The organism is Comamonas sp. A7-5 (assembly GCF_039581385.1).
Classification (GTDB): domain Bacteria; phylum Pseudomonadota; class Gammaproteobacteria; order Burkholderiales; family Burkholderiaceae_C; genus Comamonas; species Comamonas thiooxydans.
This window is the reverse complement of sequence record NZ_JBCPWO010000004.1, coordinates 318115-339254: the sequence shown is the minus strand read 5'-3', so window position 1 is coordinate 339254 and position 21140 is coordinate 318115. Positions and strand designations below refer to the sequence as shown.

The following is a 21140-nucleotide window of genomic DNA, read 5'->3' as shown; positions in this document are numbered from 1 at the left end:
CGTGCTTTCCCGGTAAGCGCCACCAACGATCAAAGAGAGAGCTTATGCAAAGCCAGTTGATGGGCAAGGTGCGCAAGGCACCCGAAAACTTTGTGCGGGCGGACGATGTAGGTACGGTGTTTGCCGAAGCCAGGGCAGGTCGGCGTGACTTCATTCGCGGGGCTTTCGCGGCCGCGGCAGCCAGCGCTGCAGCTGTCCATGCGCAGGAGCGGCAGGCCGTGAGCGGCGATGGGGACCCGAATATTCTGGAGCTGCCCGCACACAGCAAGGGCCTGGGCCAGCCGGTGGTCACCGACGGCTACGGCAAGCCTTCCAGGTACGAGGCCAATGTGCAGCGTCGCCAGAGCCCGGGTCTGACCCAGACCAAGCAGGCCTCGGTATCGTTTGCGCCGCTGCAGTCGCTGTTCGGCATCGTCACGCCCAGCGGTCTGCATTTCGAGCGCCACCACCAGGGCTGGTGGGATATCGACCCTTCCAAGCACAGGCTGATGATCAACGGCTTGGTGAAGAATCCCAAGGTCTTCACCATGGACGAGATCATGCGTCTGCCTTCGGTGTCGCGCTTTCATTTCATAGAATGCGGCGCCAACACCGGCATGGAGTGGGGCAATGTGGCCGTGCCCACGGTGCAGTACACACACGGCATGCTGTCGTGCAGCGAGTTCACGGGCGTGCCCCTGATCACCCTGCTGGAGATGGCCGGTGCCGATCTGAAGAAGGGCAAGTTCATTCTGGCCGAGGGGGCGGATGGCTCGTCCATGACGCGAACCATCCCCGTAGAGCTGATTACCTCGGGCGAAGTGTTGGTGGCCTACGGCCAGAACGGCGAGATGCTGCGGCCCGAGCAGGGCTATCCGCTGCGTCTGGTGGTGCCGGGCGTGCAGGGCGTGAGCTGGGTGAAATACCTGCGCCGCATCGAGGTGGGCGACATGCCTTATGCAGCCAAGGACGAGGCGATCCACTATGTCGATCTGATGCCGGACGGACAGCACCGTCAGTACTCGAGCATTCAGGAGTGCAAGAGTGTGGTCACCACACCGTCCGGCGGCCAGATGCTGCTGGACAAGGGTTTCTACAACATCACGGGCCTGGCCTGGTCGGGCCGCGGCAAGGTCAAGCGCGTGGATGTGAGCGTGGATGGCGGTCGCAGCTGGCGCACGGCTCGGCTCGAAGGGCCGGTGATGGGCAAATGCCTGACACGCTTCAATCTGGACTGGGTCTGGAATGGCGAGGAATGCATCATCCAGAGCCGCGCCATGGACGAGACCGGCTATGTGCAGCCCAGCTACCAGCAACTGCGTGCTGCGCGCGGCACGCGCTCCATCTATCACAACAACTCCATCCAGTCCTGGGCGGTACGTGCCAACGGGGAGGTCGCCAATGTTCAGCTTGCGTAAACCGTTGGCGCTGCTGGCGCTGATGCTGGTCATGGGCGTGGCTGCCGGGCCCGCTGCGGCACAGAGCAAGTCTGCCGAAGACCGCTATCCCGGCGTGGGTCGCAATGCCACGGGCAAGGAGGTTCTGGCCTGGGATATCGACGTGCGCCCTGACTTCAAGGGGCTGCCCGCAGGCTCGGGCTCGGTGCAAAAAGGCATGGATGTATGGGAGTCCAAATGCGCGTCCTGCCACGGGGTGTTCGGCGAATCCAACGAGGTGTTCAGCCCGCTGGTCGGCGGCACCACGGCCGAGGACATCAAGACCGGGCATGTGGCGCGGCTCAAGGATCCGGCCTTTCCGGGCCGCACGACCCTGATGAAAGTGGCCACGGTGTCCACGCTGTGGGATTACATCAATCGTGCCATGCCCTGGAATGCGCCCAAGTCGCTGTCCACCGAAGAGGTGTATGCCGTCACGGCCTACCTGCTCAACCTCGGTGGCGTGGTGCCCGAGAGCTTCACGCTCAGCGACACGAACATTGCCGAGGTGCAGCGGAAGCTGCCCAACCGCAACGGCATGACGACCCGGCATGCTCTGTGGCCCGGCAATGAGTTCGGCAAGAGCGTCAGGCCCGATGTGCTGGCCACTGCCTGCATGAGCAACTGCGGCCCCGAGCCCAGGCTGCGCTCGGCCTTGCCCGAGCATGCCAGCAACAACCACGGCAATCTGGCCCAGCAGAACCGGCTGGTCGGTGCCCAGCGCGGCATCGAGACCGATGGCGGTGCAAGCAAGGCGGTCAAGCCTGCGGTTGACAGGAAATCGGGCAGCGCGGCACCGACGGCCTTGCTGGAAAAGAACGCCTGCATGGCTTGCCACGGCATGGCTCAGAAACTCGTCGGCCCGGCCTTCAGCGAAATTGCCAGCAAGCACGGTGGCCAGCTGGACTATCTGGCAAACAAGATCAGGGTCGGAGGCTCCGGCGTCTGGGGATCAACACCCATGCCGCCCCAGCCCAATCTCAGCGATGCTGATGCCAAGGTGATTGCCCAGTGGCTGGCGGCGGGCGCCAAGCCATGATGCAGCTTGTGTCGTGCGACTGTGAAGTGAATGAAAAGGAGACAAAGATGAAACGTAGAGACGCCCTCAGGAACAGTGCGGCCGTGCTCGGCATGCTGATGGCCGCCGGTCTGCTGCCGCAAGCAGCGCAGGCGGCCTATAACAAGACCGCTTTCGACGCCAAGACCGTGGCCGATGTGCTCAAGGCCATGGGAGCTGCTGCACCTGCCGAGAGCAAGGACGTGACACTGACGGCGCCCGACATCGCCGAAAACGGGGCCGTCGTGCCCCTGGGCGCAGCGACCAGCCTGCCCAATGTGAAGCAGATGCTGGTGCTGGTGGAAAAGAACCCCAACACGCTGGTGGCCGCCTTCACCGTCAACGAGGCGCTGGACGCCAATTTCCTGACCCGCGCCAAGCTGGGCCAGTCCTCGGATGTGTATGCCGTGGCCATCACCAATGACGGCAAGGCCTTCTATGCCAAGAAGGAAGTCAAGGTCACCCTCGGTGGCTGCGGCGGTTGATTGCAAAAAGTCATCTGAAACAGGAGAAGAACATGGCTGATCCAATGCGTATTCGTGCCCAGGCTGCGGGTGACAAGACCACCGTGCGCGTGCTGATGTCCCATGAGATGGAGACCGGCCAGCGCAAGGATGCGGAAGGCAAGACCGTGCCCGCCTGGTTTATTCAGGAGGTGACGGCCGCGCACAACGGCAAGCAGGTGCTGCAGGCGGAGTGGGGGCCTGCGGTTTCCAAGAACCCGTTTCTGCAGTTCGTGGTCAAGGGTGCCAAGGCAGGAGACAAGATCTCGGTGAGCTGGAAGGACAACAAGGGCGAGACCCGCACCGATGAAGCGACCGTGAGCTGAGCACGGTGGAGACAGTGGCTGGCCGCCGGCCAGCCTTCACCCCAGTCCAGAATCAATCAAAAAACAGAGAGGTGCCCCATGAGACATTCCTCCCCGGGCCAGGCGGCTGCCGCCGTGCTGGCCTTGTGCATGGCCGCGCCGGTGCTGGCGCAAAAGTCCACAGCCGACGGCATTGCCGAGTACCGCGAGATGCTGCAGGACGGCAACCCTGCCGAGCTGTTCGAGATGAAGGGTGAGGAGCTGTGGAAGCAAAAGCGCGGCCCCCGCAAGGCGTCCATGGAGCAGTGCGATCTGGGCAAGGGGCCGGGCGTGGTCAGGGGGGCCTTTGTGGAGCTGCCGCGCTATTTTGCCGACACGGGCAGGGTGCAGGATCTGGAGTCGCGCCTGCTGACCTGCATGGAAAGGCTGCAGGGGCTGGACGCGCAAAAGATTGCGGCAACAGCGTTCGGCAAGGACGAGCAAAAGAACATGGAAGGGCTGGTGGCCTGGATTTCATCGCAGTCCAAAGGCATGAAGTTCAACCTGCCCCAAGGCCATGCGCAGGAAAGGCAGATGTACGAGGCGGGCAAGCGCCTGTTCTATATGCGCGGCGGCCCGCATGACTTTGCCTGTGCTTCCTGCCATGGTGCGGATGGCAAGCGAATCCGCATGCAGGATCTGCCCAATCTGACCAGGAACCCCGGGGCTGCGGAAGGCTTTGGCGCCTGGCCCGCCTATCGGGTTTCATCAGGCGAGCTCTGGAGCATGCAGCGCCGCCTCAACGACTGCTTCCGTCAGCAGCGCTTTCCCTATCCCGGTTACGCCAGCGACGTGACGGTGGCGCTGGGGGTGTTCATGGGCGTCAACGGCAAGGGCGGGACGTCAACCGCACCGGCCATCAAGCGATAAGGAGGCCCTATGCGCAAGCAAAAACACATGCCGTACCTGGCCGTGGCCGCATCGTTGCTGGTGCTGGGCTGTGCCTCCGTCGACGGGGCGGCGGACATCGATGCCTTGACGGCCAGGATGGTGCAGACCTCTTTCCGCGACCAGGGCATCGCCAAGGTCGATCGCCTGCAGCAGGACGAATCGAATGCGGCCTGCAGCGCTGCCGATGCATCCGGCAAGCCGTTGGCACCTGCACGTGCGCAAGCCATCGAAGCTGCCAATCTCAAGACCGTCAAATGGCCTCAGGATGGCAAGCTGCTCGGCGACTGGAAGGAGGGCGAAAAGATCGCCCAGAACGGTAGAGGCATGACCTGGAGCGACAAGGCAGGCAGCGCCAATGGCGGCAACTGTTACAACTGCCACCAGATCAGCAAGGAAGAAATCTCCTTTGGCACGCTGGGCCCCAGTCTCTACAACTATGGGAAGATTCGCGGCATCAAGGATCCGTCTAGCCCCGAATCCAGAGCCATCGTCGAGTACACCTGGGGCAAGATCTGGAACGCCAAGGCCTACAACGCCTGCTCGGGCATGCCCCGCTTCGGTCACTCCGGCATCCTCACCGCAGCGCAGACACGAGATCTTGTCGCCTTGCTTGTCGATCCTGCCTCTCCCGTCAACAAATAGCTCCCTCTGAGCGGCTATGCCGCTTGCCCCTCTCTCGCGTTGCTTCGCAATTCGAGAGGGGATGACCCCTCGCACCCCTTGCCTGGCGTTTGCCAAGCGGTTGCGGCGCGCAGCATTACGTACACAACTTATGCAAATTCGGATCGGGCAGGGTAGAAATGCCCGTGCTTGCCTCCTTGTTTGCATAGGTACCAACGGATATCAGCATGAGTCTTTCCAAACGCGAATTTCTGCAAGTGCTGGCAGCAGCCAGTGTCTCGGGCATGGGATTGCAGCGCTATGCCTACGCCGATCAGTCGCTGGCCGACAAGGCCTTGTATGAGGTGGCGCCGTTCGGCAACGTGTCCCTGTTGCATATGACGGACTGCCATGCTCAGCTCAACCCGATTCACTTTCGCGAACCCAGTGTCAATCTCGGTATTGCTGCGATGAAGAACCAGCGCCCGCATCTGGTGGGCGAGCATCTGCTGCGCTCCGTGGGCATCAAGCCAGGCACGGCGTCGGCCCATGCCTTCAGCTATCTGGACTTCGAGGCGGCGGCCAGGCGCTACGGCAAGGTGGGCGGATTTGCCCATCTGTCCACGCTGGTCAAGCGCATGCGCGCCTCGCGTCCTGGCGCACTGCTGCTGGACGGCGGCGATACCTGGCAGGGCTCGGCCACTTCGCTTTGGACCAATGCCCAGGACATGGTGGATGCCTGCAAGCTGCTGGGCGTGGACGTGATGACGGGCCACTGGGAATTCACCTACGGCATGCAGCGCGTGCAGGAGATCATCGACAAGGATTTCGGCACGCAGCTCGACTTTGTGGCACAAAACGTCAAGACCGCCGATTTCGGCGATCCGGTGTTCAAGCCCTATGTGATCCGCGAGATCAACGGCGTGCCCGTGGCCATCATCGGCCAGGCCTTTCCGTACACGCCGATCGCCAACCCGCGCTACATGGTGGCGGACTGGAGCTTCGGCATCCAGGACGACAATCTGCAGAAGATGGTGGACGAGGTTCGCGCCAAGGGCGCCAAGGTGGTGGTCGTGCTCTCGCACAACGGCATGGACGTGGACCTCAAGATGGCTAGCCGCGTGCGCGGCATAGACGCCATCCTGGGCGGGCACACGCATGACGGCATGCCAGTGCCCACGCTGGTGCAGAACGCAGGCGGCAAGACCATCGTCACCAACGCGGGCTCGAACGGCAAGTTTCTCGGGGTGCTGGACTTCGATGTCAGGGACGGCCAGGTGCGCGGCTTCCAGTACCGGCTGCTGCCGGTATTCGCCAACATCCTGCCTGCCGATGCCCAGATGCAGGCGCTGATCACCCGGGTGCGTGCGCCCTATGAAAGCCGGCTGGGCGAAGTGCTGGCGCGCACCGACGGCACGCTGTACCGCCGTGGCAACTTCAACGGCACGGGCGACCAGTTGCTGCTGGACGCCATGATGGAGGTGCAGAATGCGCCGATTGCCTTCTCGCCGGGCTTTCGCTGGGGGACATCGTTGCTGGCCGGGCAGGACATCACGCGCGAATGGCTGATGGACATGACGGCCACCACCTATTCCTATGCCACGGTGAGCGAGATGACGGGCGCCACGATCAAGACCGTGCTCGAAGACGTGGCCGACAATCTCTTCAACCCCGACCCCTACTACCAGCAGGGCGGCGACATGGTGCGCGTGGGCGGCCTGCATTACCAGTGCGACCCGGCGGCCGGCGCGGGCCGGCGCATCAGCGACATGCGCCTGAACGGTCAGCTGCTGGAGGCCGACAAGAAATACAAGGTGGCCGGCTGGGCGCCCGTGGCCGAGGAAGCCAGGACGGCCGGCAACAAGCCGATCTGGGAGCTGGTCGAGCCCTGGCTCAAGGACCGCAAGACGCTCGGGCCGCGCAGGCTCGATGAGCCAAGACTGATCAATGTCGGCGGCAACCAGGGGCTGGCCAAGGCCTGATGAAAGCCGATTAAGACAGTGTTATCGCGCGGGCTGGGGTATATGCCATTGCCTTGAAGCCGGGCCGCGCCGTCCAATGCCCGCATGAGTCCTGCCGAGTTTGATTCCCTGACGGCCACCGTTCTGGTGGCCATTTTGTTGCTGGCCGCTGTGCTGGGCTTTGTGATGCGCGAGACCCGCTTTTGCACCGTGGGTGCCATCAGCGATGTGGTGTATCTGCAGGACTGGGGACGGGCGCGCCAGTGGTGCATGGCCATCGCCGTGAGCATGCTGGGCTTCACGGCGCTGGCGCTGTGGGGCCAGTTGCAGGTGGGTGATGCCCTTTATGCCAGCCGTCGCCTGCTGTGGCTGTCGGCCCTGGCGGGAGGGCTGCTGTTTGGCGGCGGCATGGTGCTGGCATCGGGTTGCGGGGCCAGGAATCTGACCCGGCTGGGCAGCGGCAGCCTCAAGGCGCTGGTGGTGCTGCTGGTCATGGGCGTGGCCGCCTTTGCCACGCTCAAGGGCATTACCGCCGTGGCGCGGGTGCGCTGGCTGGACAGCGTGCATCTTGAATTCGCGGGCCCGGCCCTGCTACCTGAGTGGCTGGCCGGTCATGTCGCCTGGCCCTTGACGCTGCTGCGCGGCGTGCTGGGCCTGGGCCTGGGGGCGCTCTTGCTGCTGCTGGCCCTCGATCCCCGGCCCGGCGCCGAGCGCAGCCGGGTCGTGCTGCTGGGCGGGCTGCTGGTGGGCCTGTGCGTGACGGCGGCCTGGTGGCTAGGCGGCCATCTGGCACTGGTGGCCGAGCACCCCGAGACGCTGGAGCAGGTCTATGCCGCGACCTATAGCGGCCGTATCGAGGCCTTCAGCTTTGTCACGCCGGTGGCGCACACGCTGGACTGGCTGATGTTCTTCAGTGATCGCAACAAGGTGCTGACCTGGGGCATTGCCTCGGTCGCGGGCGTGGTTCTGGGCAGCTTTGTCCATGCGCTGTGGCGCAGGGACTTCCAGTGGCAGGGCTTTGCCGACCGCGGCGATCTGGCCCGTCATCTGCTGGGAGGGCTGATGATGGGCGTGGGCGGTGTGACGGCCATGGGCTGCACCGTGGGCCAGGGCATCAGCGCGATCTCCATGCTCAGTCTGGGCAGCTTTGTGGCGCTGGCCGGCATTGTGCTGGGGGCGGTGCTGATGCTGCGCCATCTGGCAGAGACGGCATGAAGAAAAGAAAATTCGATAGCTGCTTGCGCTTTCTGATCAACAGATTCAGTATGAAAACCTGCTGAAAACGAGAAAAGGAGCGCGGTAGGCGCTCCTTTTTTATGGGTCTCAGCATTTCAGAGCTGGCGCAGGCGTGCTGCAGCCTCGATCAGGGTTTCGTCTTTCTTGGCAAAGCAGAAACGCACCACGCGCTGGTCGAAACCGTCGCCGTAGAAGGCCGACAGCGGAATTGCTGCCACGCCGATCTCCCGGACCAGCCACTGGCAGAACTCGGCCTCGTTGAGGTCCGAGACAGAGGAGATGTCGGCACACAGGAAATAAGTGCCGGCCGTGGGCAGCAGCTTCAGGCGCGAGCCCTGCAGGCCGCCGAGGAACAGATCGCGCTTGGCCTGGTAGAAGGCCGAAAGCTCCATATAGGGCGCGGGGTCCTGCATGTACTGCGCGAGACCCGCCTGCATGGGCGTGTTCACGGTGAACACATTGAACTGGTGCACCTTGCGGAATTCGGCGCTGAGGGCGGCGGGCGCGGCCACGGTGCCGACCTTCCAGCCCGTGACATGGTAGGTCTTGCCAAAGCTGGAAACGATGAAGGCGCGCTCGGCCAGGCCCGGGTAGCGGGCGCTGCTCAGATGCTCGGCACCGTCGAAGACCATGTGCTCGTAGACCTCGTCGCTGATCAGCAGCACATTGGTGGGCGCCAGCAGGGCTTCGAGCTGGCGCATTTCCGCATCGGTCCAGATGGTGGCGCTGGGGTTGTGCGGGCTGTTGATGATCAGCAGGCGCGTGCGCGGAGTGATGGCGGCAGCGATCCTGGCAAAGTCGGGGCGGAAGCTGCCGGGTGTCAGCGGCACCCGCACGGCCACGCCGCCGGCCATCTCGATATTGGGCACATAGCTGTCGTAGCAGGGATCGAGAACGATGACTTCGTCGCCTGCATGCACGGTGGCCAGGATGGCTGTGAGAATGGCCTGGGTGGCGCCGGCGGTAATGGTGATTTCGCTGCCCGCGTCATAGCGGCGGCCGTGCAGCGTTTCGATTTTGGCAGCCACGGCCTCGCGCAGTGCGGGCCAGCCAGCCATGGGCGGGTACTGGTTGTGACCGGCACGCATGGCGTCGTTGACAGCGTCGAGCAGCCTGGGGTCGCAACCGAAGTCGGGGAAGCCCTGGCCCAGATTGACGGCCTGGTGTTCGGCGGCCAGCGCCGACATGACGGTGAAAATGGTGGTGCCCACATTGGGCAGCTTGCTGGGGAAGTTGGGAGTCACGATAGTCTTGCAATGCATGGGCCGGGCGCACAGGCACCGGCCCTTGAGGCGGGCAGGATCAGAGCCCGAAGTCGTCCACGCTGCCGTTCATGGCGCGCATGATGAGGTCGCGCGAGAGACGGTCGCTGAGCAGCTCGGCAAACCGGTAGACGAAGTTGCGCAGGTATGCGCCGCGCTTGATGGCCACACGGGCCACGCTGGTGCCGAACAGATGGCCGACGGGGCGCACCACCAGGTCGTTGACGGGATCGTCGCGCATGGCCATCTCGGCCACGATGCCGATGCCCAGGCCCAGACGCACATAGGTCTTGATCACGTCGGCATCGATGGCTTCCAGCACGATATGCGGATGCAGGCGGCGCATCTCGAAGGCCTGGTCGATCTTGCCGCGTCCGGTAAACGACGGGTGGTAGGTGATCAGGGCTTCCTGGGCGATGTCCTCGAGCGTGATGCGCTCTTTCTGCGCCAGCGGGTGGCCCGTGGGGATGACCAGCACATGCTGCCATTCGTAGCAGGGCAGGGTCACCAGATCGGGGTAGTCGGCCAGCGATTCGGTGGCCATGCCGATCTCGGCGACTTCGTCGATCACCATGCGCGCGACTTCGGCGGGCGTGGCCTGGTGCAGGCTGATGGTGACCTTGGGATAGAGCTCGCGCAGGCGTGCCACGGCGGGCGGCAGCACATAGCGGGCCTGGGTGTGGGTGGTGGCGATGCTCAGCGTGCCGCTGTCCTGGGCGCTGTATTGCTCGCCGATGCGCTTGAGGTTGCCCACCTCGCGCATGATCAGCTCTATGCTCTTGAGGACTTCCTGTCCCGGCTCGGTGATGCGCTTGAGGCGCTTGCCGTGGCGCGCAAAGATATCGATGCCCAGCTCTTCTTCAAGCTCGATGATGGCTTTGGAGACTCCGGGCTGGGAGGTGTGCAAGGCCTTGGCCGCCTCGGTGAGGTTGAGATTGCGGCGGGCGGCTTCCTGAACGAAGCGGAATTGATGCAGGTTCATGACGGCATGGACTAAGAACTTGCATCATTATGCTTCAAATATCTAAAGAAGCTATTTTTTATTTGAAATCTGTATGTTTGAGCGCTTCGGTGCCGGCTGCCGCCTCTATTGCCAGCTGCGCCAGCAGGGACGTGACGCGCGGATTCTCGCCCGCCGCGGTCTGCAGATCGAACCGACAGGCGGGATGCTGCCGGCGCAATTCGTCCAGAAGGCGCGGAATGTCTTCTCGTGCATGTTTGCCAGTGCCGAGAAACAGCGGGAGCACGATCAGATGTCTGACACCTTGCGCAATCAGGGTCTGAGTGGCTGCAGGCAGATCCGGGGCGCAGGCGTCCAGATAGGCGCAGATGCAGGGCAGGTCGGGCCGCATTGCCTGTACCAGCTGGTGAACGGCCTCTATGGGTTGGCGCCAGAGAGCATCCCTGGAGCCATGGGCCAGCAGGATCAGACCGGTTTGATCTGGAGAAGGGGGTTGCTCGTCGTTCATGGCCTAGCGCCTCAGTACCAGCCAGCCAAAGGCCGAGAGCGATAGCGCGGTGTAGAGCAGGCCTGGCGCCGCGGCGGCCAGCCAGGGCCACCAGGATTGCAGGGTGCCGATATAGCCGAACACGTTGTTGAGCAGGAAGAAGCTGATGCCGGCCATCACCCCGCCAAACACATAGGCAGTGATGCCGCCCGAGCGGAAATGCAGATAGGCAAAAGGCAGGGCGAGAACCACCATCACCAGGCAGCTCAGCGGGTAGAAGACCTTGCGCCAGAACTCGATTTCGTACTTTTGCGCGGCCTGGCCGTTGTCCTGCAGATGGCGTATGAACTGGAACAGCGCAATCGTGGTCATGCGATCAGGCTTGAGCAGCGCGCCCGAGACCATGGCCGCAGTGACCTTGGTGGGCCAGTTCATGCTGGCTTCGCTGATTGGACTTAGCTTGGTGACATCGCCATCCTGGGCCACCTTGCTGCCTTGCACACCCTTCAAGGTCCACAGCTCCTTGTCTTCATCGACCTGGGCAGACTGAGCGTTGATCTGCGCAGCGATGCGGCCCTTGCTGTCGAATTCAAAAATGCGCACGTTGACGAAATCTCCCGGGGCCTTGACGGCACCGACATTGATGGCGACCGAGTGATTGCCCTGTTTTTCCTTGAGCCAGGCGCCTGTCGCGCCCCGGGAGATCTGCCCCTTGGCGACCACGCGCAATTTCTGGCTGAAGTTGTCGGCAGCAGGCGCAATATAGTCACCGACCAGCACGGTGAGAACTACAAAGCTCATACCCAGTACCAGCAGCGTGCGCAGCGCCAGCCAGGGTCCCATGCCGCTGGTGCGCATGATGGTGAATTCCGAGCTCTGGGCGAATTTTGCCATCACGAAGATGGCGCCGATCAGCACGGCAATCGGCATCAGCTCGTAGAGGTGGCCCGGAATGGACAGAGTCACGAACAGCAGCGCGCGCGTGGCGGTGTAGCCGGCATTGCCGCTACCCACCCAGCGCATCTCGTCGACCAGATCAAAAAAGAAGAACAGCGCCAGAAAGGCCAGCGAGACGTACAGAACGGCCTGTATGACTTCGCGATAGATCAGGTTGCGCAGAACTTTCATCGTGCGCTCTCCTGACGCTTGCCCGAGCGCCGCAGCAGGTCACGCGGTGACCAGCGGAAGTGGCGCGCCAGCAGTACCAGCACGCTGACGATCAGGATGCTTCCATGCAGCAGGCCCAGAATGCCCCACATGCCTATCTTGTTGGCGCTGACCCAGCTCTCGCCCAGGGTCATGAGGTTGTAGTAAACGATAAATGCGAAGAGGGCGATCATCAGGCTGCTGCTATTGCCCGCACGCGGGTTCACGCTGGAGATGGCTAGGCCCAGAATGACAAAATTCAGTGCGGCAAAGGGCAGGCCCAGGCGCCATGCCAGCACGGAGCGGGCGATCGGCTCGTCCTTGCCGATCAAGTCCTTGGTGGGCATGCTGCGCGCCGCCATCTCCTCGATGGTGACGGGGTTGTCGTTGTCGACCTGGACGCCGTATTCCTTGAATTCGGTGATGCGCACCGAGCCGTCGTCGCTGCGCGTCTCCATGCGCTGGCCGTCCTCCAGAATCACCATGCGCTGGCCCTTGATGACGGCCAGATGCGCGCCCTTGGCGGAGGTCACGGACTCCTTGCCGGGGTCGCGCGAGACCACGAAGACATTGCTGGCCGCCATGTCGGAAGGGGAATCCTTGTCGACGAAGAACACGCGTGTGCCGCCCGCCGATTCCTGGAACTCGCCGGGCGCGATGCGATCCAAGTCGCTGCGCTGCTGGAACTGGGTCTTGATCTGCTCGATTTGCTGATAGGACCAGGGCAGCACGCCGAGGGCCAGGACGGCGGTGATGAGAATCACCGGCCAGGCAAAGCGCAGCAAGGGCTTGAGCAGACTGGCCAGGCCCTGGCCGGCGGCAAACCAGATGACCATCTCGCTGTCGCGGTACATGCGGGAAAGAGATCCCACAATGGCGACAAACAGGCTCAGGCCCAGAATGGTCGGGAGTTGCCCGAGCACGGTGAAACCCATGACCAGCATCACGTCGGAAGGGCTGACACTGCCCTTGTAAGCCTGACCCAGGGTGCGGATCAGCATCATGGTCATCACCACAGTGATCAGAACCACGGCCGTCGCACCAAAGCTGCGGGCCAGCTCTTTGCGTATGGATGAATCGAATAACATTGGCTAAAAGGAAAACACCGATTATGAACTTTGAACTGAAGGCTCTGACCGCTGCCGCTGCAGCGCGCGAAAAATGTGATTTGCTGTTGGTGCTTGTTTCTGAACAGGCAGCATCGGGCACATTCGGCAGCGACGCCATCGGAGCCATGGTGGCTCATGCGGTGAAGCAGGGTGATTTTGCCCTGTCTTGCGGCAAGCAATTGCCTTTGTACCAAGTGCCCGCCATTGCCGCACGTCGTGTGGTGCTGCTGGGCGTGGGAGCTGGTACTCCCAAGGACGTGCGCAATGCCTTGGCTGGCTGCGGCGCGGTGCTCAAGACCGAAGGCATTGCCAAGGCCGTTGTGAGCTTTGCCTTTGATGCCGATGCCCAGGCTGTAGCGGCTGCCGTGCAGGCGGTTGCCGATGCGACCTACCTCTATACCCACACCAAATCCCAGGCCAAGCCCGTTGCGCTGACCAAGCTCGTGCTGGGCGTATCGTCCAAGACGGCTGCTGTTACCGCTGCTTTCAATACCGCAGTGGCGCAGCAGGAGGGCGTGGCCATGGCCCGCGAATGGGCCAACCGCCCGGCCAACCATGCAACGCCCACCATGCTGGCCAATGCTGCCAAGAGCATTGCCAAGGCAGCACGCATGAGCTGCAAGATTCACGGCCCTGCCGATGTGGCCAAGCTGGGCATGGGTGCTTTCATGGCGGTGGCCCAGGGCTCGCGCGAACCCCTGCGCTTCATCGAATTGCACTACAACGGTGCGGCCAAGAGCGTGGCCCCCATCGTGCTGGTGGGCAAGGGCATCACTTTTGACACCGGCGGCATATCGCTCAAGCCTGCAGCCGAGATGGACGAGATGAAGTTCGACATGGGCGGTGCTGCCAGCGTGCTGGGCGTGTTCCAGGCGCTGGCCAAGCTGCAGCCGGCCATCAATGTCGTGGGCCTGATTCCTGCATGCGAGAACATGCCCGACGGTGCAGCCATCAAGCCCGGCGATGTGGTGACCAGCATGAGCGGTCAGACCATCGAGATCCTCAACACGGACGCAGAAGGTCGCCTGGTGCTGTGCGATGTGCTGCATTACGCAGCGCGTTTCAAGCCCTCTGCGCTGGTCGATATGGCCACGCTGACTGGCGCTTGCGTGATCGCCCTGGGCGGTTTGCGCAGCGGCCTGTTCTCGACCAGCGACGAGCTGGCAGCCGCGTTGCAGGCCGCTGGCGATGTTGCGCTTGATCCTTGCTGGCGCATGCCTCTGGACGATGAGTACGCCGATGGTCTCAAGAGCAATTTTGCGGACATGGGCAACGTGGCAGGGCGCGCCGCAGGTGCGGTGACGGCCGCCAAGTTCCTGCAGAAATTTGTGGGCGATATTCCCTGGGCACATCTGGATATCGCCGGTACTGCCTGGAAGAGCGGTGCTACCAAGGGAGCTACGGGTCGCCCCGTAGGCCTGCTGGTGCAATATCTGCTGGGTCAGGAAGGCCGGGTTGCCGCTGCAGCAGCGACTGCTGCCAGGACCCCGGTGGCTCGCAAGAGTGCTGCCAAACCTGCGGCTTCGCGCCGCACGCGTGTGACTGCCAAGGCTTCGGCTTAAGAAAAGTCGGCAGATGCGGCCTGGTTTCAGGCAGCATCTGCCGCCAAGAGTTGTGACAGAAATTGCCTTTCATTTCAATGCACCAGACAAGCTGGGCTATGTGTGCCGATTCGCACGCAAGGCTCTGCGTCATGGTGCGCGTATCGTGGTTCTGGGGGATGGAGCTGCGCTGAGCCGGCTTTCGCCCCGTTTGTGGAGCGTGTCGGCCACGGATTTTCTCGCGCATGCTTGCGAGTCGGATGGAGCGCGGATGCTTGCTGCTTCTCCCGTCATCCTGGCCGAACACCTGCAGGACTTGCCTCATTACGATGTCCTGGTCAATCTCACGCCGCAGGTGCCGTCGGGGTTTGAGCGCTTCGCGCGCGTGGTGGAAATCGTTTCTTCCGGCGATGAGATGGATCGCCAGGATGCGCGTGCCCGCTGGCGCGACTATGCAGCGCGTGGTTTTTCCATCGTCCGGCACGATCTGAATCTCAAGGGCTAGGTCATGAACTCCTCATCCAAAGTTCCGCCACGCTTCGTCCCCACCCTGACCGAGGTGGTTCAGCCCGAAGCTGCCGCGCTTGAAGACACTGCGGACAGCGCTCAGCCGGTGCCGCCGGAGCAGTCTCAGGGAGCTGCGCAGCAGGTGCTAGGCCCGCGGACGCTGGGAGACAGCGTTGTCCCTCTGGCGAGGCCGTCGTTTCACACCTCATGGCTGGCGGATGGTCTCTACGGCCGCGGCCGGCCTGCAGGTATTCCGCATCAACTGCCCCCTTTGCCTGAATCCTTGCCGCCGCAGCAGTCATTTGCGCAGAGCATGACTGGGGAGGTGGTAGACGCAATATCGGCCAGGCAGGTGGAGCCTGAGACTGAGTTGGTAACTGCCGAACTCGTGGAGGCATTTCCGCTCGCAGACCAGGCGGAGCAGCCATCCGTTACGGACGCTGGCCAACCCCAGGGTGAAGAGCTTCAACCCGGGTCTGAGGCACTCGATGAGGAAGCCGCCGAGCCACTCGTCCAGGCACAAGATGTGGAGCAGGCTGTTGAACCCGCCCCGGTCTTTGGGGCAGCCGGCCTGCAGCAGGCACTGGATGCGCACGGTGCCGTGGTGACCGAAGAGTATCTGGTCCACAGACTCATGCAGCGGGTGGATCTGGTTCTGGAGCAGAAGCTCAAGGAAGCAATAGCTCAGGTTGTGGAAGCACAGACCCGATCCATGGTGCTGCGCCTGCGTGAAGAAGTGGAGACCGTGGTGCGTCAATCGGTCTACGAAGCCGTGGAGGCCGAGCTTGCACAGCAGACCCGGCAATAGCCGATAGCCGCTGGCCGCGGCATCCCAGCCTAGCGGTTCAGGCGCAGCGGACCGTTGAAAACCTCGGGGTTCAGAATATTGCTGGGCTGACCGTTGGCAAAGTTCACCACGTTCTCGAACGCCGCGCGGAAATACAGCTCATAGCTGTCCTGTTCCACATAGCCGATATGGGGTGTGCATATGCAGTTCTCCAGCCTCAGCAGGGCATGGCCTTGCAGTATCGGCTCGCTTTCGAAGACATCGATGGCGGCCAGGCCGGGGCGGCCGCGGTTCAGGGCGCAGAGCAAGGCTTCGGGCTCCACCAGCTCGGCGCGCGAGGTGTTGACGAACAGGGCGGTCGGCTTCATCCGCGCCAGATCCTGTGCCGTCACGATGCCCCGCGTCGCGTCGTGCAGGCGCAGATGCAGCGACAACACATCGCATTGCTCGAAAAAGGCTTCCTTGGAGGGGGCGCTCAGATAGCCGTCGGCCTCGGCTTTGCGGCGCGAGGCTTCGCTGCCCCAGACACAGACCTGCATGCCAAAGGCCTTGCCATAGCCCGCCAGCAGCTGCCCGATGCGGCCGTAGCCCCAGATACCCAGCATGCGTCCGCGCAGCACGCTGCCCAACCCGAAGTTGGGCGGCATGGATGCCGCCTTGAGTCCCGACTGTTGCCAGGCACCATGTTTGAGATTGGCGATGTACTGCGGCAGACGGCGCATGGCCGACATGATCAGCGACCAGGTCAGCTCTGCCGGCGCAATCGGAGAGCCCACGCCTTCCGCGATCGCCACGCCACGCTCGCTGCAGGCCTGCACATCGATATGCGCGCCCGCCTTGCCCGTCTGGGCAATCAGCTTGAGCCGGGGCAGTTTATCGAGCAGCTGGCGCGAGATCTGGGTGCGCTCGCGAATCAGGACGATGACATCCGCATCGCGCAGCCGGACTGATAGCTGTCCCACACCCTTGATGGTGTTGGTGTAGACCTTGGCGTTGAAGGCATCGAGCAGCTTGGCGCAATCGAGCTTGCGAACCGCGTCTTGGTAATCGTCCAGGATAACGATGTTCACCACTGGCATCCTTAAGTAAGTGGCTGAGTTTATTGAATGAAATTCAATGCGATCAAAGGCTTAGGATTGCTCTCGTGAAAACTTACGCCAAATCGACGCCACCAGATTCCCTGCGTGCACACCCTACATATACCAGAGCTTAGCTCAGGTTTGGCACCGGTTCTGAAAGCCAGGCTGACGCATGGCATTTGCAGGCGCTTGATGACCATGCCCCAAGAAGCTCCGGGTTGCGGATGCCATTGTGATCCAGGCCGGAGACGGTCCGTGGCTTGCAGTGGCTGTGACCGGTAAAACTGGGGTTTACCGGTATGTCTGAGCTGGTACGCAGACGACCGGTGCGTCAGCGCATCGAGGCAACACGATCCGCAAATGCCGGGCTGCCGGGCACTCGTGGCATCTGCGGCTTGGCTGCTTCAGCCCCGACCGTTCGAGCCTGCCCGATGTGCAGCAGCTTTGTAATATCTTCTGCCTGATTCAGAGGCCAAAGGTTTGCGCCTCCGGTCTGTTGACCAGGCGGTCATTTTCGGTGCGCTGCCAAATGCAAACCGGTTCGCAAACCGGTCCATATGGGTAAAAAGTTTGTCAAGCATTTCATATATGTCCAATCATTAACATCTCTGCCGGCCGCTTGCTCAATACCGGCGCGGATATCGATGACTGTGCGGGTGTCAGGGGCGGTCAGAAAATAATGTGTCGCAGCGTTCCCAATCAAGATGAGAATGTGGCGATGGAGAAGAATAGTTATATTTCGTCACTTTCTGATTCTCGCCTGGATACCCAACCGCAACTGCTTGAGGTGGCTGTGGCCCAGGCATTTAATGCCGTGGTGATAACCGATGCCGAAATGGCTGGCGGTGGCCCGTTCATTAGCTATTGCAACAAGGCATTTACCAGCATGACCGGTTACGCCACAGAGGAGCTGCTGGGCCGGTCTCCGCGTATATTGCAGGGCCCCGAGACGGATCAGCAGGTGATTGAGCAATTGCGCCAATGCCTTGCCGAGGGTCGTTTTTTTCAAGGTAGCGCAGTCAACTACCGCAAGGATGGAACGCCATACCATGTGTCCTGGAATATCTCTGCCGTGCGGGATGTAGACGGGAAGATCACGCATTTTGTATCCGTGCAGCAGGATGTGACGCGGCAGGTGGAAAGCGAAAGGCAGCGGGATTTGATGATCCAGGCATTGAACTCGGCCAATGCGCCGGTATTCATTACCGATCGCAATGGCTATCTCGTGTTTGTCAATCATGCTTTTGAGCATCAGACGGGTTATTGCGCAGCCGAAGTAATGGGCCGCACGCCGGCCATGCTGCAGTCCGGCTCACATACGGCACAGTTTTATGCCGAGTTGCGCGACGCCTTGGTGCGCGGGGAAAACTTCAGCCGGACTTTCATCAATCGGCGCAAGGATGGCGAGCTCTACCATGCTGCCCAGAGCATTTCGGCGCTGCGCGATGCCAGTCACCGGATAACGCACTATGTGAGCATTTCCAAAGACATCAGCGACCTGGTTCAGCGTGAACAGGAACTGCTGGTACGGGCCTACCGGGATGATCTGACCGGCTTGCCCAACCGCAGTGCCGGAAGTTATGAGCTGGAAAATTGCCAGCGAATTGCCGAGCGTCAAGGCGTTCCCTATGCACTGATCATGTGCGACGTCGATCTGTTCAAGCAGGTCAACGATCAGTTCGGCCATGAGGCCGGCGACCAGGTTCTGCAGCAGATCGCAAAAGTCCTCAGGAGCACCGTACGGTCTTCGGAGCATGTTGCGCGCTGGGGTGGCGAGGAGTTCCTGATCATCGTACCGGGCGTCGGCCTGCAGGCGGCCCTGGAGCTGGCCGAGCGGCTGCGCCGCAGCATCGCATCGCACAGCTACGTGGCGGCAGGAACCATCACCATGTCGTTCGGCGTGGGCAGCTGGCAGGCCGGTGAAGCCTCTGCGCAACTGCTGCGCCGCACCGACATGGCCTTGTACCGGGCCAAGAGTTCGGGCCGCAATCAGGTCCGGAGGGCTCGCTATCCGGGCCGGGGCGACGAACTCGAGCGCAGCAGGGATGGCTCTCGTGACGCCTGGCCCGTCCCGCGCACCGGAGCCGGTAACTGATATTTGTCGGGAAATCGATTTCTCGGCTTTTGGACACTTGCTAACATCGCCCCGAATTCAACAGTCCACTGATCAAACGGACTCCTTCTTCCTAACCTCAGAGCATGGGTAGCCACCAATGTGTAGCCGCGCGAATGAGCTTTACTGATCGGCTGATTCATGCCTAGCAATTTGCAGCTGTACTTGTTGGTCGCGCCGGTATGCATAACGGCACTGGGCGCACTCATGGCTTTTTGCTGGCTTGCACAGCGCCGCTCAGTGTTTCTGCTCTCGACGGCTTGTGGGTTGACACTTACGGGGCTTGCCTTGGGTTGGCAGTGCTTGACACCTCACGGACAACTGGTTCGGTGGGCTGTTTACACCGGGCCCATTTATCTGCTTGGTGCCTGGCTCTGTACCTGGGGCGTCGCTCAAAAGTTTTCCGTCTCCTCATATCCCAAGATCTCGGCCCTGGTATCGATCATCGTGGTTGCTGCTCTTTACGAGTACAGCATCGTGCAGGACAACATTGCTGCGCGCGTGCTCTGGCTGAACACAGGGCTTGGCATCATTCACTTCATACCGTTTCCTGCCATTGCGCTAAAAAAAGTCAGACGTGACGGGCTGGAGAAGCTGCTTTACCGGTCCTACGGGGCCTTTGCGATCTATACAGTGCTCAGGCCCATCATGGTGCTGTTTCTGGGATTCACTGAGCTCCAGGACATGCTCAGCTCCATTTACTGGTTGGTCACCATGCTGGGCTCGCTATTGTTCAGCCTGGTGTTCTCGGGCCTCATGCTCATCGTTTCGATGAGGGATGCAATGGCCACACTCAGAGACGAGCGCAATCACGACATGCTGACTCGCGTGTTGAATCGTCGCGGCTTCTGGGAGCTTGCAGACCCGCTGGCCCGGGATCGAAAAGCGCAACCGCTTTCCATCGTGGTGGCGGATCTGGATCACTTCAAGCGGGTCAACGACAACTGGGGGCACGAATATGGAGACGGAGTACTCAAGGCCGTCGCGGAAGTCATACAGGCAAGTGTCCGTGGAACCGACCTGGTGGCTCGCTTTGGAGGCGAAGAATTTGTGCTGCTGTTGACCCATGCCGACATTGAGACTGCACAACGTGTGGCGCAGCGTATTCGTGCCGGAGCGGTCGAGATCATTGCGCCATTGCCCGATGGTCAGCGCGTGACCTTGAGCATGGGTGTCGTTGTCAGTCCATTCGGCAGCGATCTGCGCGAAGCCCTAATGAGGGCTGACCAGCAACTCTACAAGGCCAAGGAGCTTGGGCGCGATCAGGTCGTCGTGCATGGACCCGGAGACGTCGCGGCAGCGGCGTGAGATACCGGATGCACTCAGCTCTTCTTGCTGAAGAGTGACGGCCGCTCGGCGGACTGCGCTGCATCGCGCATAAATGGCGGCACGGACAGTACAAGCAAAAGAGCGGCCAGCGGAACCACGCAGATGAAGCCGATATGCTTGAAGCCCAGTGCACCGGTAATGCCGCCCAGCACAAACATCAAGATCAGCCCTGCGGACACCTTCATACGGCGCCAGTCATGCCGAACCAGGGGCGACAGTTGAAGGCCGGCGTTGGCGTGGCGCTTCCAGAAGAACATCTTGCCCAGTTCCATGCCCAGATCCGTGAAATTGCCGGTCATGTGCGTGGTGCGAGTGCTGCCGCCGGATGTCTTGGAACCCACGGCATTCTGCAAACCCATCATGAAGGACAGCAGCAGCACGGTCAGCGGCACTGCGAAGGGAGTGTTCCAGGTCAAGGTGACTGTGCCCATCAGGCCGAAGGCAATCAGCATGACGGCCTCCAGCATCAGCGGCAGGGCATAGACGCTGTACAGATGGCGTTTGCGCCCCCAGTTCACCAGCAACGCGCAGACGGCCGCGCCTGTTGTAAAGGCGATGATGGCACCAAGCGCATTCAGCAGCAGCTTGGCGTTCTCAAGCACCAGGCCGTCAGCCAGTTGAGAGGCAAAGCCCGTCATGTGCGAGGTATACATCCGCAGCACAAGAAAGCCGCCAGCGTTGACCGCGCCTGCGTTAAAGGCCAGCAGCAGACCCAGGGCGACATTGGTGGACGGCGTGCGATGCCGGTTGGTGAGATGGCGAAGTCTGCGCATCAAGGATTCCACTGACAAAAGTGCACCCATGACGGGGTG

Annotated in this window: 20 protein-coding genes; 13 read left to right on the top strand and 7 right to left on the bottom strand. The window is 61.8% G+C overall.

Annotated elements, in window-relative coordinates:
* The first annotated feature begins 44 nt into the window (after positions 1–44).
* The 8 genes from soxC (at position 45) to AAIL67_RS09605 (ending at position 7986) form a co-directional block, all read left to right on the top strand.
* Positions 45–1397, top strand: coding sequence for a sulfite dehydrogenase (gene soxC, locus AAIL67_RS09640; protein WP_343483871.1), 1353 nt, complete (start codon positions 45–47; stop codon positions 1395–1397).
* Positions 1381–2454 (top strand): c-type cytochrome, encoded by a 1074-nt coding sequence (locus AAIL67_RS09635; RefSeq protein WP_343483870.1) that lies wholly within the window; start codon positions 1381–1383, stop codon positions 2452–2454. The genes soxC and AAIL67_RS09635 overlap by 17 nt, the downstream gene beginning before the upstream one ends.
* A 47-nt stretch (positions 2455–2501) precedes the next feature.
* Positions 2502–2957, top strand: a complete 456-nt coding sequence (gene soxY, locus AAIL67_RS09630) for a thiosulfate oxidation carrier protein SoxY (protein ID WP_019042819.1) — start codon at positions 2502–2504, stop codon at positions 2955–2957.
* A 32-nt stretch (positions 2958–2989) separates the two neighbouring features.
* Positions 2990–3301 (top strand): thiosulfate oxidation carrier complex protein SoxZ, encoded by a 312-nt coding sequence (soxZ, locus tag AAIL67_RS09625; RefSeq protein WP_003053938.1) that lies wholly within the window; start codon positions 2990–2992, stop codon positions 3299–3301.
* A gap of 78 nt (positions 3302–3379) precedes the next feature.
* Positions 3380–4189, top strand: a complete 810-nt coding sequence (gene soxA, locus AAIL67_RS09620) for a sulfur oxidation c-type cytochrome SoxA (protein ID WP_280032227.1) — start codon at positions 3380–3382, stop codon at positions 4187–4189.
* A 9-nt stretch (positions 4190–4198) separates the two neighbouring features.
* Complete coding sequence (gene soxX, locus AAIL67_RS09615; RefSeq protein WP_343483869.1) at positions 4199–4852, top strand: sulfur oxidation c-type cytochrome SoxX; 654 nt, start codon at positions 4199–4201, stop codon at positions 4850–4852.
* Between the two features lie 206 nt (positions 4853–5058).
* Positions 5059–6792, top strand: coding sequence for a thiosulfohydrolase SoxB (gene soxB / locus AAIL67_RS09610; protein ID WP_343483868.1), 1734 nt, complete (start codon positions 5059–5061; stop codon positions 6790–6792).
* A gap of 84 nt (positions 6793–6876) precedes the next feature.
* Positions 6877–7986, top strand: a complete 1110-nt coding sequence (locus tag AAIL67_RS09605; protein ID WP_003062819.1) for a YeeE/YedE family protein — start codon at positions 6877–6879, stop codon at positions 7984–7986.
* Positions 7987–8102: 116 nt separating this feature from the next.
* Here AAIL67_RS09605 and AAIL67_RS09600 read toward each other — a convergent pair whose 3' ends face one another.
* From AAIL67_RS09600 to lptF, 5 genes are read right to left on the bottom strand one after another with little or no spacing between them, the layout of a single operon-like run.
* Positions 8103–9269 (bottom strand): pyridoxal phosphate-dependent aminotransferase, encoded by a 1167-nt coding sequence (locus AAIL67_RS09600; protein WP_034361512.1) that lies wholly within the window; start codon positions 9267–9269, stop codon positions 8103–8105.
* A 40-nt stretch (positions 9270–9309) separates the two neighbouring features.
* Positions 9310–10251: a CysB family HTH-type transcriptional regulator gene (locus AAIL67_RS09595; protein WP_003062823.1), complete on the bottom strand. Its 942-nt coding sequence runs from the start codon at positions 10249–10251 to the stop codon at positions 9310–9312.
* A 58-nt stretch (positions 10252–10309) separates the two neighbouring features.
* Positions 10310–10738, bottom strand: coding sequence for a CbiX/SirB N-terminal domain-containing protein (locus tag AAIL67_RS09590; RefSeq protein WP_046460166.1), 429 nt, complete (start codon positions 10736–10738; stop codon positions 10310–10312).
* A 3-nt stretch (positions 10739–10741) separates the two neighbouring features.
* Positions 10742–11845, bottom strand: a complete 1104-nt coding sequence (lptG, locus tag AAIL67_RS09585; protein ID WP_280032232.1) for an LPS export ABC transporter permease LptG — start codon at positions 11843–11845, stop codon at positions 10742–10744.
* Positions 11842–12951 carry an LPS export ABC transporter permease LptF gene (gene lptF, locus AAIL67_RS09580; RefSeq protein WP_003062830.1) on the bottom strand — a complete coding sequence of 370 codons (1110 nt, stop codon included), beginning with the start codon at positions 12949–12951 and terminating at the stop codon, positions 11842–11844. The genes lptG and lptF overlap by 4 nt, the downstream gene beginning before the upstream one ends.
* A gap of 23 nt (positions 12952–12974) precedes the next feature.
* Here lptF and AAIL67_RS09575 point away from each other — a divergent pair, with 23 nt between their 5' ends.
* Genes AAIL67_RS09575 through AAIL67_RS09565 form a run of 3 tightly spaced genes read left to right on the top strand, consistent with a single transcriptional unit; the run spans position 12975 to position 15828 of the window.
* A complete protein-coding gene (locus AAIL67_RS09575; RefSeq protein ID WP_003062832.1) occupies positions 12975–14534 on the top strand; it encodes a leucyl aminopeptidase in 1560 nt (519 codons plus the stop codon).
* 52 nt (positions 14535–14586) lie between these two features.
* Entirely contained in the window at positions 14587–15018 is a 432-nt protein-coding gene (locus tag AAIL67_RS09570; RefSeq protein WP_034361514.1) for a DNA polymerase III subunit chi, read from the top strand.
* 3 nt (positions 15019–15021) lie between these two features.
* Positions 15022–15828 carry a hypothetical protein gene (locus AAIL67_RS09565; protein ID WP_343483867.1) on the top strand — a complete coding sequence of 269 codons (807 nt, stop codon included), beginning with the start codon at positions 15022–15024 and terminating at the stop codon, positions 15826–15828.
* A 29-nt stretch (positions 15829–15857) separates the two neighbouring features.
* On the opposite strand, the gene AAIL67_RS09560 is transcribed toward AAIL67_RS09565, so the two are convergent.
* Positions 15858–16877 (bottom strand): D-2-hydroxyacid dehydrogenase family protein, encoded by a 1020-nt coding sequence (locus AAIL67_RS09560; protein WP_003062839.1) that lies wholly within the window; start codon positions 16875–16877, stop codon positions 15858–15860.
* Positions 16878–17505: 628 nt separating this feature from the next.
* Here AAIL67_RS09560 and AAIL67_RS09555 point away from each other — a divergent pair.
* Positions 17506–18981: a diguanylate cyclase gene (locus AAIL67_RS09555; protein WP_343483866.1), complete on the top strand. Its 1476-nt coding sequence runs from the start codon at positions 17506–17508 to the stop codon at positions 18979–18981.
* Between the two features lie 159 nt (positions 18982–19140).
* The gene (locus AAIL67_RS09550) at positions 19141–20307 is read left to right on the top strand and encodes a GGDEF domain-containing protein (protein ID WP_003062843.1); all 1167 of its coding nucleotides are present in this window, start codon (positions 19141–19143) and stop codon (positions 20305–20307) included.
* Positions 20308–20321: 14 nt separating this feature from the next.
* Here AAIL67_RS09550 and AAIL67_RS09545 read toward each other — a convergent pair whose 3' ends face one another.
* The gene (locus tag AAIL67_RS09545) at positions 20322–21101 is read right to left on the bottom strand and encodes a YoaK family protein (RefSeq protein ID WP_012838828.1); all 780 of its coding nucleotides are present in this window, start codon (positions 21099–21101) and stop codon (positions 20322–20324) included.
* Positions 21102–21140: the final 39 nt, after the last annotated feature.